This is a genomic window from Porphyromonas pogonae, from assembly GCF_036320655.1.
GTDB classification, from domain to species: domain Bacteria; phylum Bacteroidota; class Bacteroidia; order Bacteroidales; family Porphyromonadaceae; genus Porphyromonas; species Porphyromonas pogonae.
This window is the reverse complement of the sequence record NZ_CP143258.1, coordinates 670672-686689: the sequence shown is the minus strand read 5'-3', so window position 1 is coordinate 686689 and position 16018 is coordinate 670672. Positions and strand designations below refer to the sequence as shown.

Genomic DNA, 16018 nt, shown 5'->3' with positions numbered 1-16018 from the left:
CAGGATGTGATGAGCTGATGGATGTGTATTTGGCGTTTGCTGTCTGTTTTGCCCAACTATAATTTGTATTTTTGTAATGATAGGCTCTGTCGCATGCATAAGTACAATGCGCAACCCCAAATACATAAGCCGCGAATAAAGTATGACTATAGATCAGTTGCATATTATCAACTTCAAAAGCATTGCCTCTGCCGAGTGTAGCTTCTCCTCCAAAATCAATTGCTTTGTGGGACTCAACGGTATGGGCAAAACCAATTTCCTTGATGCCCTGCATTACTTGTCATTCGTCAGGAGCCACTTGGGCATTCCTGATACACTGGCAGTAAGACAAGGTCAGGAGATCGCTATGCTGGAAGGATTGTACTCCTCTCACAATGGTGACCAACGGAGCGTGATGCTTACTTTACGGCCGGGTAAAAAGAAGATACTGCGCAGGAATCAGAAAGAATACACCAAACTCAGTGAGCACATCGGGCAGTTTCCACTTGTGATAATATCTCCGCAAGACTATCAGCTCATACAAGGTGGCAGTGATGAGAGACGTAGGTTTCTGGACCAACTACTGTCACAGCAAGACGCTTCGTATATGAATGCACTCATCCAATACAATAAGAACTTGGTTCAGCGCAACAGCCTTCTCAAAAATGAGCACAAAGACATCGCCCTCATGGAGGTAATAGAGATGCAAATGGATAGATACGGCACTATGATTGCCTCCAAAAGGCGTCAGTTCATCCACGAGTTTATCCCCATCTTCAACGAATACTACGCTATCATCAGTGGGGGACACGAGCGTATCAATTTGTCATACGAAACACAGCTCACACCGGATGCACCCGTGCTTATGGAGCAGCTTAGGCTATCGCGCCCCAAAGATTACATCCTAGGATATACTACCCATGGTATACACAAAGATGAGCTGCTCATGACACTCAATGGCGAACTTATCCGTAAGGTAGGCTCCGAGGGACAAAACAAAAGCTTCCTGATCAGCCTCAAATTGGCGCAGTTTGCACATTTACGTAAAGATAATCCGGAGATCCCCATACTTCTGATGGATGATATCTTTGACAAACTCGACTCCGAACGTGTCGAGAGAATCATCAATCTGGTTGGCGGTAATGAGTTCGGACAGATATTCATCACTGATACCAACCGCAAATACTTGGATGAGATCATCCGAAAATGGAGTAATGACTACAAGATATTCCGTATCTACAATGGGGACATACACGAAGAGACAAGTCACCGTCTGTAACGTAATCACAACATTATGAAACGATCACGTACACTCAGCGTAAGCGACATAGTCAAAGCTTGGATGGAAGAAGAACCCACTATGCACGAGCACCTGAAGGAAACGGAAGCTATGGAAGTTGTGCATAATATCTTCGGCCCTCTCAAGCGCTATATAGCCGAGTGTCGCATCGTGGACGGGACTCTCACCCTTCGCCTTTACTCCTCTGCCATGAAACATCAGATATTACTTACCAAGGCCGATCTGATCCAACGCATCAATAATGAAATTGATGCAGAACTCATAAGAGATATAGAGGTTTACTAAGCCTTTTGATACAATAATCCACCAAAAGCTGGGTATGTAACGGTCTCATCAATGCGGATATAAAAGAGATTAAGAACTATAATACCCGGCTTTCGATATACAAGCCATTCAACCAATGAAAAAGACTGTTTCAAATCAGTAATTGATTCAGAACAGTCTTTATGGTTGTTATATATACTGAGACTGTTGCAAAAGTCAACAGTCTCATGGATTTTGGAGGCAAAGCCGACAAAAGACACTTTGACCGGGCAAAGAGGGTAAAGTGCAAGGCGCTAAGAGTGAGTGAACAGGGAGTTTACTTCAGGTAAATGACCAAGCGCGAAGCTCGCAAGCAACGAAGCAATTGGCCTGCTATGCAACGGTCTCATCCTGAGAAAGAGGGCTAAGGATGCTCCGTACGTATGAAGCGTGCCTGTAAGTCCAAGTCCTCTTCTATCAGGAACGTGAAGAAGGGAGCCTTAGAAAATACTATTCCTTGGTATATCCAGGCATCGAATACATATCGATGCGATGACGGTTGGGCTTCCAATGTCACCAGTGATCCTACACGGTATTCTCCCGCGCCATGCAATACACCCGCACCTTCGGGGTCAGGTGTAAGCGTGAGCATAAAACTATTGCGCTTACTGCTCATTTCAAAGCTTTGGGGAGTAGCAATATCGTGATATTTATTGGGCGTTGAGGAAGAGTTATTTTGTTCGTTGTCCATATTTATGCTTTTTCCAATGTCAATGCTAATGTATTATTTTTCGGTATAATCTTCAATTGGTTTTATCAATAGCACCATAGATTACATGACTCAGTATCAGTGAATGATGAGGCTATAGATAGAGGAGGAATAGATATTTGTGTAACAAGTCGATTTACGATAAGCTACAGCCGTCCCTCCTCCACCAACAAAACGATGCGCTCAGTAAAGGCATCAGTACTATCGTTGATAGGGTCATAACCTGTTTTGAGGCTGGCTCCGAAGAACCCCGCAAACATATTCCACCAAAAAGCCTTAAATCCGCCAAAGAATGCCTTCACGATATGATAGCTCGATTGGTTGCACTGTCGGTTTATAAGTTTGATGAGCAACTTCCCTTGCCTCAAAGTCAGTTTCTTCATCTTGGGCTTATACTCAGCGAGAAGTTCTTTTTCCACTTTTTTCAGATGTTCACGTTGCATCTTCTCGGCGGGCATCGTTTCCATGTACTCGTAAGTTTCTATCAGCGTCGATGATATTATCTTGGCATACGGCAGTGTGCGCTTCACATCTCGAATGAGTCGCCAGAATTCCTCTTTTTGTTCTTGAGTAAGAGCCTTAGCCTTATAACTTTTGCCATATACGGTCACAGCCGGCAAGGCGTTGATGTAGATAGTATCACCGTCGATCACCTCCATTTGCATCACTTTCTTGAGTGCTTCTGTTCTATTCTCATTGGATTGGGCTGCGACAGGCGCTATACTCCGTAATATGATCAAGCAGAAGACTAAGGAAGGAAATATATTTTTTAAACAGGTCAGATGCATATTATAATAAATTGTCACGGTTATGATTATTGCTTTCGAGATGCTAATTTATAAATATGTAACGGATTACGATGCAAAATCATGCATGAGGTCATAGGCTTTTTATGAAATCACGCCCCACTCTTCCTGTTTATGGTATATTTTATTCATCCTTTCCTTGAGAACGAGATGTTCCGGACGTGACATTTCAGGGTCAGTAGAGAGGATCTGCTCCGCCAAGTCCCGTGTATATTGTACCATAGCTCCGTCTCGAGCCGGATTGGCTATCTTGAGGCTTATCTGTTTACCGCTTTGCCGCGTACCTTCCAGCTCGCCGAAACCTCTGAGGCGCATATCTTCCTCCGCAATCTCAAAACCATCGTTGGTATCTACCATCACTTTGATGCGCCTGCGTGAGTCTTCCGACAAGTTATGACCGGTAACAAGGATACAATAGCTCTGGTCAACCCCTCTCCCTACACGACCTCTCAATTGATGCAACTGCGAAAGCCCGAAACGATTAGCCGCCTCTATCACCATCACACTAGCATTGGGTACATTTACGCCCACCTCTATCACCGTAGTTGCAAGCAATATTTTGGCTTTGCCCGTAACAAAATGCTGCATGTGCGCATTCTTTTCTTTGGCCTTCATCTTACCATGTACCCATGTGACTTCATATTCGGGAAAGACCTGACAATAGAGCTCATACCCCGCCTCGAGGTTTTTCAGGTCTTCGGTCTTAGACTCTTCTATCATGGGATAAACTACATAGACCTGGCGTCCCAACTCGATCTGCTGTCTGATGAAATTATATACAGGCACCATACTATTGTCGTAACGATGTATCGTTTGTATGGGCTTCCTGCCGGGGGGCAATTCGTCTATCACCGAGATATCAAGATCACCATATAGTGTCATGGCCAATGTGCGGGGAATAGGTGTGGCACTCATGATGAGAATATGAGGTAATACGGCCTGATTTTTCTGCCACAAACGGCTCCTCTGCTCTACCCCGAAGCGATGTTGCTCATCGATTACCGCCAAGCCCAGATGCTTGAAAATCACTGTAGGCTCAAGCAAGGCATGTGTCCCCACAATAATTTTCATAGAACCATCAGCCAAGGCGGGGAGCAACTGTGCTCTCTGCCTTGCGGTACTACTTCCCGTAAGTATCCCCACCTCCAGGCCTATAGGGCGTAACATCTCCTCCAATGCGGCATGATGCTGGCGTGCCAAGATTTCGGTAGGAGCCATGAGACAAGCCTGACAGTCATTGTCGAGAGCCAGCAACATGCTCAGTAGCGCCACAAGCGTTTTACCGCTCCCCACATCCCCTTGCAACAGGCGATTCATCTGCTTACCGCTCAGCGTATCTTGCCTGATCTCCTTGACCACCCTCTTTTGAGCTCCGGTGAGTTCAAACATCAGGCATTCGTTGTAAAACCTATTGAAATTGTCTCCTACATTGGTAAACACAATACCCTTGAACATTACCTTGCGCTCGTGTTTGAGACTTTGTAGCTTGAGCTGGATAAAAAAAAGTTCCTCGAATTTCAGCCTTTGTCGGGCAGCCTCCAGCAGACGTGCATTCTCAGGAAAGTGTATCTGTCGCACAGCTTCAGCGTAATTCATAAAACCGGTATGACTAAGGAGATATGCAGGTAATGTTTCTTCGAGATAAGGTGAAAGCACCAGCATGAGGGAGTGCATAATCTTTTGCATCTGCCTGTTGTTGAGCCCGATACCCTTCATCTTTTCGGATGTATTGTACATCGGCACCAAACCACCGGCCACCTGAGCAGCTTTTTCCTGCGGATCTATCTCCGGGTGTGCAATATTGTATATTCCGTTATACAAAGCCGGTTTGCCAAATATTATATAAGGACGCCCCAGTTGATAATTCTCTTCGATATATTTAAATCCCTTGAACCACACGAGCTCAATCACCCCCGTTTTGTCATGAAAGTTTGCGACAAGTCGCCTTTTGCGCCCCGTACCCATTTCTTTAAATTCGCGTATGGTGCCGCAAAGCTGTATATAGGGCATATCCGATGACATCTCACTGATAGTATAGATACGGCTGCGATCGATATATTTGTACGGAAAGTAGTGAAGCAGATCAAGGTAAGTCTCCACATCGATCTCTTTGGAAAGCACTTCGGCCTTCTTGGGCCCTACGCCGGTAAGATATTTTACGGAAGTATTGAGTATATCTGCCATAGATAGCCAATTTTGGTCTTGGATATCAAAGATCCTTGGGCAATAGATGCTCAGCTATGATAAGGTCTGTAGGCGTGGTGAGCTTGATGTTTTCCACATTGCTTTCGACCAAAGCGATGGGGTTGTCAAATGTATTCTCAAATACTGATGCGTCATCCGTAAAGAGTGGTTTATACTCTGTGTCGTATGCTTTGCTCAGCATATCCAACCGAAAAACTTGTGGTGTTTGTATAGCTATATAATCCGATCGATCTACCGCTTTGCTGACATTACCTTCGCGATGTCTGATGCTCTCCGTGATGGGGCGGTAGGGAATAGCAGCTCCATGGATGGCAGCTTGAGTATAGAGTTGCTCTATGGTTTGAACCGAAACCAGTGGTCGCACACCGTCATGCACAGCCACAAGGTCGCTATCACCGGTCTTCTCTCCCAAGGCCTGGAGACCGTTCTTAACGGATTGGAATCGAGTATCACCACCGTCAGCTACAATGTGGGGTACACTGAAGCCGTACTCATCCACCAGTTGCTCCCAATAATCTTGATGATCATGTGGTATTACCAGCACAATCTCTTCGGCCTGACGCTCGAATACGGCAAGCGTGTGCATAAGTACGGGTATGCCGCCAATAGGAATGAATTGCTTAGGCAAGTCCGTCCCCATGCGCAGTCCCTTTCCTCCTGCTACAATGATGGCATAACGTCTGGCTGTATTCATGACTCCTGTTCTTCTTCGTCCAACTTAGCCATCAGCTCTTCCAACTGCTTATCTGCCTTGGTAAGCTTGTCCCGGCAGAAACGAGTGAGATCAATGGCCTCCTCTACCAGCTTGGTAAGCTCATCTACATCCGGGCTTTCGTGCTCTATACGGCTTACTATAGCTTCGAGCCGATCAGCCGCTTCTGTATAGGTCATATTTTCTTTCATAATTACAAATATAAAAAATATAACGGCTCATGATTGCCACAGCCTGATGAATACTTTTATAAATAATATCATTGGCTCATAAAACGGACTTACAAGAGACCTACTCCCTTAGCCAATCTATACAGCCTAAGCTCCACCTCCTACATAGGATATAACTATCATTTTGTCAATTTCGGGGATAAAACATCGGACCATGTGTTCCCGCTTTGTACCTCTATGTTAGAGCTCTTGACAAAGGGGGGTACATGTTGTATCTTTGTGATTGCCCCATTTACATCCCACGAATTACATTACTACAAAAACAGAGTTATGACGATAAACACTTTACATCCTTGTACAGACAAGAGCTTATCCGTAGAGGGATATGCGGGGTGTGTGCATGCTGCTCGATTGCCATTCGTCACCTCCTATGGGGCAAGTCTTTGCCCCCTCAGTGAATGATCCAAGCCGGGGACTATCATACCGGGCATACCCGCTCTGATACTTCTGTACATTCCTTACTTAAACATCAACAATCCCGCATCTGACCCCTGTGACCTATCATAATAAGTCGGCTGATTCATCGTATAGAGTCAGCTGACTTATCGTATACGGACAATCGACTTATCGTATCAAGTCGGTTGACTTATCATAATAGGTCATTAGACTTATCCTATATGGATGGTGATCCTATTATGGTGAAATTTTGATCTCAAATTCTATCCTCACAAAATTGGTGTGTAAGATAAAGAAATAGAATAATGCCACGGCATATTTTGCCATTATTCATTTGGGAGAGAAAAGTATAGCCGCGGATTTATTTAGCACCTGTTTCAGGTCGATTCTGATACTCAAAATAGAGGATTCTTATTTAGACTTTGTATAAATAAGCCTATAATTGTAACTAAGACACGATAAATTCTGAGCCTTATCAAAAGTTAAGAAATTTATTTAATATCCTTGTGTATATACTGTTGCGTATTTCAAGGCAATTATAAGTGAAGGCGGTTTATTTTGACATTATGTCAGGATGATAGAGCATTTTCTGCAAAGTGTCAAATGTTAAGATTTATGCCACAAACCAGTATTTATCGCAAACATGGTACATGATGAGACCGTTGCATAGCAGGCAAATTGCTTCGTTGCTTACGAGATTTGCGCTTGCTCATTTACCTGAAGTAAACTCCCTGTGCACTCACTCTTAGCGCCTTGCACTTTACCCTCTCTGCCCGGTCAAAGTGTCTTTTGTCGGCTTGGCCTCCAAAATCCACAAGACTGTTGACTTTTGCAACAGTCTCATGATATTGATACATTATACTGGATAGCATCCATCCAAAAAACCCATAGTCTTCACCTAAGCATGGTGACGACTATGGGGAAAATAATAAGGCTCTATCGGCTTAGCAATAGAAATATCGCTCCACTATTCTGGCAAGCAAGCCGGGATCAGCTTTGATCTGTTCCCTAAGGTGTGCATCGTTGTAGGAATTGAGCTGTGTTTCGATACTATCGATAAGATCTTTGCTGAATACTCCGTACTCCTCATAGATACTACGGTCTTTTTCGAGTCGTAAAGCCGACTCTGCACAGGATGCAGGCAGACTGTCAAGATGCCCCAATCTATCGGTAAATTCACTCTTGTGAATATTGACATCTACATAAGTTGAACGAGCTATTTCTTCGGCATCATTCATTTCAAATCCATGACGTGCCGCACACACAAGTCCTGCCAATAAGAGATAGAGATTGGCCGAGCCATCAGGGCATCTGAACTCTATGGTTTGCTTGAATGAGTAATCTTTGGTGCATGGTTTCTCCTTCGGATTCACAATACGGCACATATCAGATTTACCGGCCCATCCCAGAGGCACACGTACCAAGGCAGAACGGTTGCGGTCGCCCCAACAGATAGTGGTGGGAGCCTCCTGATGCGGTACAAGGCGTAGATATGATGTAGGATTGGTATTACCAAAAGCCGTGAGGGATCCGGACATCGTCATCATACCCGCAATAGCTTTGCGTGCTATGGAAGTCAGTAGTCCTGCACTGTCGACATACATATTCTTTCCTTCTTCAGAGACAATCTTGGTATGTATGTGTAAACCGCTACCGGCTTTACCCACACTGATCTTGGGTGCAAAGGTTACATTGAGCCCCATACGCCAACCGAGCTCATACAAGATCCATTTTCCCAAAAGCAATTGCTCTACGGCCCTCTCCACATTGACTGGCAAGAATTCTATTTCGTTCTGTTCATAATTATGCGCATCCGTGCTGAAGTTTCCGACTTCGCCATGACCATATTTGATCTCTCCGCCACACTCGGCAATAAGCCTCATAGCATGCGTGCGAAAATCGATATGTTTGCTGAAAGGCCCCATCTCGTGATAACCTTTCTGATCTACGGCTGCAAAATCCGTCTCACGCGGACTGATCACATAATACTCCAGTTCGCCCATAGCATAGAACTTCAGACCTCCTGTCACTTCCTTGAAAGCATCATGAGCTTTTTTGAGAATATACTCAGGAGAGGTTTCCAAGGGTTTTCCGTCTTTGTCCATAAAAGAACAAAAGAAAGATATGGTGGGATTCTCTGCAAAAGGATCCATAAAAGCGGATGAGTATCGAGGTATCACATAGAGATCCGAAGATCCCGCTTCCATGAAAGAGAAGAGACTGGAGCCATCGACACGCTCACCTGCGGTGAGTACCTCGTCGAGGTAAGAGGCGTTGTGAATAACGAAGTTGAGAACTTTGAGCCTACCGTCGCCGGCTATGTAGCGAAAGTTCATCATCCGTATTTTATTGCCCATGATATAACGTATCATATCGTCTTTGGTAAAAGACGAAGGCGTCTTTTCAAGGAATTGCACAATGGGATTGATGGTGTAATTCATAATTTATACGATTGTTTATTGAGGTGGAAGCACCCTTCTGAGACTTTGATTGTGAGTGAAAGTCATAGTTGGGTCAAATAAGTTCAGCTAACACATTTTTCTGCGGAAAGGTAGCGATTTTTTTATTTATCACGGGCGTACTAAAAGCTTTTTTCGCAAGGTGGACAAAATTTGGGCGAAAAAAGATCCGATGATCATCAAGAGGATGATTGTGAGGCGCTAAGAAAAGAATGCCGTAGCACCTAAGAGTGCTACGGCATCACTAAAACAATATGGAAGTAAAAATCAAATCGTATCCTTACAATCTATATCCTAACGTAAGAGCTAAGTGTAGATCATTACGATCGGTTTTTATAGGAGGCAGAGATGTTACCTTTACGTCCTTGTCATTGATGGATGGGAACGAATAAGTATAACTCTTATTGGTGGTCCAAACCAAAGCCAGATCGGCAGTAAACTTAGGCGTAATACGGAAACCTACACCGGCAGTAATAGCACTCAACCCCTTGTCCAGGGTGTAGTGGGGTAATGTCCTGTCGATATAGACCTCTTTGGTAGCAGGTCCGTCTGTATTTTTTATCCTTTCGTCTTTGATAGGAGAAGTACGCATCATATATCCTGCACGCACTGATAACCTGTCTGTGGGTCTCGCTTCGGCTCCTATACGTAATGTATGCTGAGCTCCAAAGTCATCTTTTAAAGCCAGGTTGGTATATTTATACCCATCATTTTCGTCGGGAGACTTCAACTTTACATCTGCAAAATTGGTGTATTCATAATCAACACTAAGAAGTCCGTAACGGCCGAAAACATAAGACGCACTTCCCACAAAACGTCCGTTGGTAGTCAAATCAAAATCCGTAGAACCGCCATTGGGAGTATTAGCTTTGGTAAATAAATTGGTAGTGGAGGGCTCTACAGGAATCTTGTAGTGTGTCTCGGCATAACCGCTATACTTATCAGTCAAGCTATAAAACATAGGAGTGAAATAGGATAACCCGAGTTTAAACCCGTCGAAAGGCTGTACTATAACGCCTAAAGAACCTCCTAAACCTCCGCCGGTAGTCTTCTGGTAGTTCTCGAGATAGAGATAATCAGGCTTAACAAAAGACTCGTTGTAAGCTGAGGTGATCTCTCTATAGAAAGTGGAGTAGATAAACGACCCTCCGATATACACACGCTCGTCATAATTTGCTCCGAATGTAAAGTCGAAATTGGTTGTAGCACCTTTTTCGGTCAATACCATAGACGCTGTGGAGGGCCCTACAGGCTTACCTGCTCCCGCTCCATATCTAAAGCGTGAATAGTAAGGACCTCCCTTGTCTGTATCCGAGGTAATGAAACCGGCATCATACCCAAGCACCGGAGCCCATGGATATCTGCTGTATGCATCATCGCCCAAAAGGTCTTTTTTGGTAATACTATTGTATCCGCCGTTGCCCAGAGCAGTGAGGTTGAGCAAGCCTGCAAAATAATCACCTAAGGAATGGATAGACCCTGCGTTGTCGAAACCTCCTTTGATATCAATTTTCCTATCAAAAACAGCGTCTTTCTGAAGACCAAAGCCATAGGAAAAACTCCATCCGCTATAACTCCTGCGACTGCATGAAGCAAAACTGAAAGCATCGAAGTCGACACCTCCTTTGGTTTTGTCATTATTGCTTCCTGTCCATGACGACTTAAACTTAGTAGAGTAGGCACTCAGTGTAAGGCTCAAGTCCATAGGTGAACGCATCAAAGCAATACCTGCGGGATTTTGCTTGGTAGATGAGTAATCCCCTCCTAAAGAGCCAAATGCACCTGCCATACTTTGGAAGCGTGCTGATCCTCTCAATTCTTTCTGGGTGTTACGGATAGGGTCTGTCTCACTTTGGGCGTTGGCCATGGAAGGTAATGCCAAGCAAAGGAGTGCAAACGCACCCCATATGTTGATCTGCATATATATTCTTTTCATAGATTATCTTCTGTTATATGAACTACGTGCACTGGATGAATTGCTACCTGATGAACCTGAAGAGTTGCTGTTATTATAACTGCTGCGACTATTGCTCGATGATGAGCGGTCATAGTTGTATGATGATCTGGTAGAGTTAGAGTCATAGCTACGACTATTCACATTATTTCTGTTGTTGTAATAGTCACGTCTTGAAGAAGCTCTATTGTAATCAGACTGATAGTTATAATTATTGTTGCGGTTACTATTGTAATCATAAGTGCTACTGCGACTCTCCCATCCTCCGCGAGGTCTTGAATAAGAATCATTGTAGCGATCTATATTATCCCTGTTGTAGGAACCATTACCTCTATCATATCCATAACGGGGCGAAGTCTGACTGTGGGTGTAATAATTACGTCTCTCATATATAGGATACCCATTGTACCACCCATCATAAAAACCATTCCAATAACCACCATAATAGCCACCGTAATAGCCCCACGGTCTATAATAGAAATCGTAATAAGGGGAATAGAAGGGATCATAGAAAGGATCGTAATATCCCCATCCTCCCCACCTGCGTGGGTAGTAATTATTCCAATATCCGCCATAATATCCGGGACGATAATATGGACCATACCAAGAGTCGTACCAAGGATACCAATTATTACCCCAACCGAAGTTGAAGTTGAAATTAGTATTGCCCGAAGGCACCATGTAGTAGTCATATGCTCCTGCTGAAGAAATAAGCAACGGCTCTGAGCCATCTATCATAATTACATCAGGATTATGAAAGCGATCGAGTCTGGCAGAGTAAGTGCCGTATACCCTATTGTTCTTGTCAAAAGACAAAGAGTTATACCCCATTCGGGATAGACTGTCGATCTGCTTATCCGATAAACGTCTGTTGTATGCCTCTATCTGAGCATCAGTGGCATTGCTTGTTATTAAGACATTAGTATTGCTACCTTGGTTTTTTGCCAACTCTTCCTGCGCAAGACGATAACGAGCGCGCTCTTCTTGGAGCCTTTTCTCTTCTATCTTGCGATCTTTTTGCGCATCCTTGCGTGAATAATAAACATCATCCTTATAAGGATTGTCATTCTGGGCAAAAGCCAGTAAGGATGTCATGAACATCACTCCGGCAAGGAGTTTAAATTTATTCCGTTTCATACCCATATTGTTTTTAATCGATTTGAATTCCTTCTATATATATTAGACTTCCTTAATTACGGGAGTTTAATCTTTGCGTGTACTAAAATTATATATTTTTATCAAATATACAATTTTAAACATTTATATATTGCATCAGAAATGTTAAAAGGAGCATTTCTATACCATAACGGGAAAAGAAATGCTCCTTGTATACTTTTCTCGTATAAAATAAACGAGAAAAATAACATTTTACTGCTTATGAGTCATAATATTAAGCACATATTTATCTGTCTGCTCCATAGCTTCGCGGCCGATACTGGTAAGATTGTCTATTGACTTATCCACATCATCTTCCACAATACCTTCATTACTGGTTACCACCTGATGTTCCATTGCCAATAATGCAGAAAACATAGCAGAACTTACCCCACTGGAGACTTTCATACTGCAACTGGGCTTGGCTCCGTCGCATATCATGCCGGTAAGATTACCAACCATGTTCTTTATAGCATAGCTAATCTGCTGTTTGGTTCCACCCATAAGATAGGTAATACCACTGCTTGACCCTGTGGCAGCCACCACACATCCGCACAACGCTGAGAGACGCCCCAGCTTCTGTTTGATATAAATTACCATGAGGTTGCTCAACATCAGAGCACGTATCTTTTTCTCTTCTGATACCTTCTCGTCTTCTGCAAAACTCAATACCGGCAATGTAGCCGTGATACCTTGGTTACCACTGCCGGAATTGCTCATCACCGTAACGGGAGCTCCATCCATACGGGCATCACATGCAGAGCTGGTGTAGGTGAGCATATGTGTAAGAGCACTATTACCCAAATATTTTTGGCCTAATTTCCCTTGTATCATTCGGCCTACAGAGTGTCCGTATTTACCCTTTAGGGAGTAGTCACTGGCAGCTCTGTTGAGCTCGGCAGCCTCCAGAATAAAGCTGATCTTTTCCAAGGGAGCATTCAATGCAAAATCATAAACCATGTCAAAATTAAGGGTGATATCCTCGTCTTGTACCTCTTCCTCTGTTTCACAAGGCTCGTCATCATGTTTATCATGATCAAGATGCACCGGGACATTATTGAGAAGAAGCTTATGGAGTGCATTATGCTTTTTGCTAATAATGGCAACAGCATCATTACCTTCTTCGTCAGTCATGATAGCTTCGATATAAAGTTTGTCCACATCGCCTTCTTTAAGATCGACATGTATCATCCCTTTTTCCACAATCGCTTTGGCTTTAGCAAAGTCTTGTTGGCTGAAACCATCGAGGACTTTGAGATCTTTGGACGGATCCGCCACTACAGCTCCCAATGCTATGGCAATAGGAATACCTATCATACCGGTGCCCGGTATACCAACACCCATAGCATTTTTGAGCACATTAGCGCTCAACTTCACTTGGATATCTTTTACCTTGCCGGGCAAGATAGATGAAGCATATGCCACTGTGAGAGCTACTGCCACAGGCTCGGTACATCCCGTAGCCGGGACTACTTCTCTTTTTATTAGTTCAATAATACGTTCTTCAGTTCGTGCATTCATGATTTTTATAATTCCTTTCGTTTGTTTTTTATGCTAAGATAGATTCATAGTACCATTGACAAAGTCTATTCACACCTTCTTCAATTTCTATCTTATGATGCCATCCCAGTCCATGCAGTCTAGCAGGGTCGGTAAGCTTTCTCATTGTACCATCAGGCTTAGATGAGTCGAAAACGATATTTCCCTTATACCCCACAACCTGTGCAATGAGGCTGGACAATTCTGCAATGGAGATCTCTTTACCGGTACCTATATTGATATGGCAGTTTCGGATCTCATGCGCATCCTTCTGATATAAATCACTAAAATTCACCCTTTCCATGATGTAAACACAGGCATCTGCCATCTCTTCACTCCAAAGAAACTCTCTTAAAGGCTTACCGCTACCCCAGAGACATAGTTGGTGAGGGGATATCCCATAGTTGGTCAGGGCTTCGAGAAGGTCTTCGGGAGTAGCTTTCATAGAATCCTCAACCTGAGGAATAGGACGGCACAAAAGATCTTTTCTGATCATATCATAGTCTCTTTCCTTTACACATTTTGCCAGAAATATCTTTCTGATCATCGCAGGCATCACATGTGATGAGACAAGGTCAAAATTATCTTGAGGGCCATAAAGATTGGTAGGCATCACCGCAATATAATTGGTGCCGTACTGGATATTGAAGCTCTCGCACATCTTCAGACCGGCTATCTTGGCTATGGCATAGGGCTCGTTGGTGTACTCCAAAGGAGAGGTGAGTAAGCAATCCTCAGACATTGGCTGAGGAGCTTCGCGAGGGTATATACACGTGCTTCCGAGAAAAAGAAGCTTTTTGACGCCATGGCGATAACTCTCGCCGATCACATGCTGTTGGATACCGAGATTATTATATATAAAATCGGCTCTGTAGGTATTATTGGCCATGATGCCACCAACAAAAGCAGCCGCTAAAAATACGTATTCGGGGCGTTCTTCGTCGAAAAAGCGCTTTACCGCAATAGCATCCAAGAGATCGAGCTCAGTGTGCGTACGACAGATGATGTGAGTGTAGCCTTTGGACTTGAGGTTATTCACAATAGCACTCCCTACCAATCCTCTGTGACCTGCTACATATATCCTGACATCTTTCTTCATCATTTATTCGAAATAGTTGAGGATCTTATAACCGCCCTCTTTGAGATAAGCATCCTGCTTCATCAGTTTGACATCACATTCCACCATATCAGCAACGATATCCTTGAGTTCGTATTTAGGGAACCAACCAAGCTTTTCGTGCGCTTTGGTAGGATCACCCAGTAGCAAATCCACTTCAGTGGGTCGGAAATAAGCCGGATCTACAGCCACTACATCTTGTCCTATGAGCGTTTTTACTACGGGTAAATAGGATTCGCCTACGCACCGCACAAACTTATCTTCATTGATATAAGACAATCTGCCGGTCTCATGCACGCCTTCTCCTGAAAAAACAATCTCAAGCCCAACCTCGTCAAAGGCAAGCCGAGCAAACTCTCTTACCTCAGTGGTAATTCCTGTAGCTACGACATAGTCATCAGGGCGATCTTGCTGCAAGATCAGGTACATTGAGCGCACATAATCCTTGGCATGCCCCCAATCTCGTCGAGCAGAAAGGTTGCCCAAATAAAGCTTCTTTTGAAGACCAAGGGCAATACGGCTTACCGATCTGGTAATCTTGCGAGTTACAAATGTCTCTCCTCGAAGAGGGGATTCGTGATTGAAAAGGATACCATTGCTACAATGCATACCATAAGCTTCACGATAATTGACTGTAATCCAATAAGCATAAAGCTTGGCACAAGCATACGGGCTACGCGGATAAAAAGGCGTCATCTCACTTTGGGGAGTCTCACGCACCAAGCCGTAAAGCTCACTGGTCGACGCCTGGTACATCCGTGTTTTCTGCTCAAGCCCCAAAAGGCGTATAGACTCCAATATCCTCAAAGCTCCTAAACCTACTACATCACCTGTATACTCGGGACTCTCAAAGCTTACTTTGACATGGCTCATAGCTCCAAGGTTATAAACCTCATCAGGTTGGATTTCTTTGATGATGCGAGTAACATTCATCGAGTCCGACAAATCACCATAGTGCAGGAAGAAGTTCCTGTTACTCTCATGCGGATCCTGATAGATGTGATCCACACGCTGAGTATTGAATAGAGAAGATCGCCTCTTGATACCATGCACTTCATACCCCTTCTTTAGCAAATATTTTGAGAGGTAGGCGCCATCTTGACCGGTCACCCCGGTAATTAAAGCAACTTTCATCGGCTTGTATAGTATTTTCT

General features: G+C 43.8%; 13 protein-coding genes. 2 read left to right on the top strand and 11 right to left on the bottom strand.

What is annotated here, in order from left to right; all coding sequences use genetic code 11:
* The first annotated feature begins 142 nt into the window (after positions 1-142).
* Entirely contained in the window at positions 143-1258 is a 1116-nt protein-coding gene (recF, locus tag VYJ22_RS02680; protein ID WP_329904896.1) for a DNA replication/repair protein RecF, read from the top strand.
* 15 nt (positions 1259-1273) lie between these two features.
* A complete protein-coding gene (locus VYJ22_RS02675) occupies positions 1274-1564 on the top strand; it encodes a DciA family protein (RefSeq protein WP_329904895.1) in 291 nt (96 codons plus the stop codon).
* A 382-nt stretch (positions 1565-1946) separates the two neighbouring features.
* On the opposite strand, the gene VYJ22_RS02670 is transcribed toward VYJ22_RS02675, so the two are convergent.
* The 11 genes from VYJ22_RS02670 to gmd form a co-directional block, all read right to left on the bottom strand.
* Positions 1947-2273 carry a hypothetical protein gene (locus tag VYJ22_RS02670; RefSeq protein WP_329904894.1) on the bottom strand — a complete coding sequence of 109 codons (327 nt, stop codon included), beginning with the start codon at positions 2271-2273 and terminating at the stop codon, positions 1947-1949.
* 164 nt (positions 2274-2437) lie between these two features.
* On the bottom strand, positions 2438-3079 hold the full coding sequence (locus tag VYJ22_RS02665; RefSeq protein WP_407989231.1) for a DUF4294 domain-containing protein: 642 nt from the start codon (positions 3077-3079) through the stop codon (positions 2438-2440).
* A gap of 102 nt (positions 3080-3181) precedes the next feature.
* Positions 3182-5281, bottom strand: a complete 2100-nt coding sequence (gene recG, locus VYJ22_RS02660) for an ATP-dependent DNA helicase RecG (protein ID WP_329904893.1) — start codon at positions 5279-5281, stop codon at positions 3182-3184.
* A gap of 25 nt (positions 5282-5306) precedes the next feature.
* Positions 5307-5996, bottom strand: coding sequence for a 2-C-methyl-D-erythritol 4-phosphate cytidylyltransferase (locus VYJ22_RS02655; RefSeq protein ID WP_329904891.1), 690 nt, complete (start codon positions 5994-5996; stop codon positions 5307-5309).
* Positions 5993-6205 (bottom strand): exodeoxyribonuclease VII small subunit, encoded by a 213-nt coding sequence (gene xseB / locus VYJ22_RS02650; protein ID WP_329904889.1) that lies wholly within the window; start codon positions 6203-6205, stop codon positions 5993-5995. Before xseB ends, VYJ22_RS02655 begins: the two co-directional genes overlap by 4 nt.
* Before the next feature lie 1379 nt (positions 6206-7584).
* Entirely contained in the window at positions 7585-9081 is a 1497-nt protein-coding gene (locus tag VYJ22_RS02645) for a glutamine synthetase family protein (RefSeq protein ID WP_329904888.1), read from the bottom strand.
* Between the two features lie 298 nt (positions 9082-9379).
* Positions 9380-11035 carry an OmpP1/FadL family transporter gene (locus tag VYJ22_RS02640; RefSeq protein WP_329904887.1) on the bottom strand — a complete coding sequence of 552 codons (1656 nt, stop codon included), beginning with the start codon at positions 11033-11035 and terminating at the stop codon, positions 9380-9382.
* A 3-nt stretch (positions 11036-11038) separates the two neighbouring features.
* Positions 11039-12190 (bottom strand): hypothetical protein, encoded by a 1152-nt coding sequence (locus VYJ22_RS02635; RefSeq protein WP_329904886.1) that lies wholly within the window; start codon positions 12188-12190, stop codon positions 11039-11041.
* Between the two features lie 231 nt (positions 12191-12421).
* Complete coding sequence (locus VYJ22_RS02630; protein ID WP_329904885.1) at positions 12422-13729, bottom strand: L-cysteine desulfidase family protein; 1308 nt, start codon at positions 13727-13729, stop codon at positions 12422-12424.
* Between the two features lie 28 nt (positions 13730-13757).
* Positions 13758-14849 carry a GDP-L-fucose synthase family protein gene (locus tag VYJ22_RS02625; protein ID WP_329904884.1) on the bottom strand — a complete coding sequence of 364 codons (1092 nt, stop codon included), beginning with the start codon at positions 14847-14849 and terminating at the stop codon, positions 13758-13760.
* A complete protein-coding gene (gmd, locus tag VYJ22_RS02620; RefSeq protein WP_329904883.1) occupies positions 14850-15998 on the bottom strand; it encodes a GDP-mannose 4,6-dehydratase in 1149 nt (382 codons plus the stop codon).
* Positions 15999-16018: the final 20 nt, after the last annotated feature.

Excerpts from the sequence above, each read along its gene's own strand:
- recF (WP_329904896.1), top strand. The coding sequence starts at position 143 with ATGACTATAGATCAGTTGCATATTATCAACTTCAAAAGCATTGCCTCT.
- xseB (WP_329904889.1), bottom strand. The coding sequence starts at position 6,205 with ATGAAAGAAAATATGACCTATACAGAAGCGGCTGATCGGCTCGAAGCT.
- recG (WP_329904893.1), bottom strand. The coding sequence starts at position 5,281 with ATGGCAGATATACTCAATACTTCCGTAAAATATCTTACCGGCGTAGGG.
- VYJ22_RS02665 (WP_407989231.1), bottom strand. The coding sequence starts at position 3,079 with ATGCATCTGACCTGTTTAAAAAATATATTTCCTTCCTTAGTCTTCTGC.
- VYJ22_RS02640 (WP_329904887.1), bottom strand. The coding sequence starts at position 11,035 with ATGAAAAGAATATATATGCAGATCAACATATGGGGTGCGTTTGCACTC.
- VYJ22_RS02635 (WP_329904886.1), bottom strand. The coding sequence starts at position 12,190 with ATGAAACGGAATAAATTTAAACTCCTTGCCGGAGTGATGTTCATGACA.
- VYJ22_RS02670 (WP_329904894.1), bottom strand. The coding sequence starts at position 2,273 with ATGGACAACGAACAAAATAACTCTTCCTCAACGCCCAATAAATATCAC.
- VYJ22_RS02645 (WP_329904888.1), bottom strand. The coding sequence starts at position 9,081 with ATGAATTACACCATCAATCCCATTGTGCAATTCCTTGAAAAGACGCCT.
- VYJ22_RS02630 (WP_329904885.1), bottom strand. The coding sequence starts at position 13,729 with ATGAATGCACGAACTGAAGAACGTATTATTGAACTAATAAAAAGAGAA.
- gmd (WP_329904883.1), bottom strand. The coding sequence starts at position 15,998 with ATGAAAGTTGCTTTAATTACCGGGGTGACCGGTCAAGATGGCGCCTAC.
- VYJ22_RS02625 (WP_329904884.1), bottom strand. The coding sequence starts at position 14,849 with ATGATGAAGAAAGATGTCAGGATATATGTAGCAGGTCACAGAGGATTG.
- VYJ22_RS02655 (WP_329904891.1), bottom strand. The coding sequence starts at position 5,996 with ATGAATACAGCCAGACGTTATGCCATCATTGTAGCAGGAGGAAAGGGA.
- VYJ22_RS02675 (WP_329904895.1), top strand. The coding sequence starts at position 1,274 with ATGAAACGATCACGTACACTCAGCGTAAGCGACATAGTCAAAGCTTGG.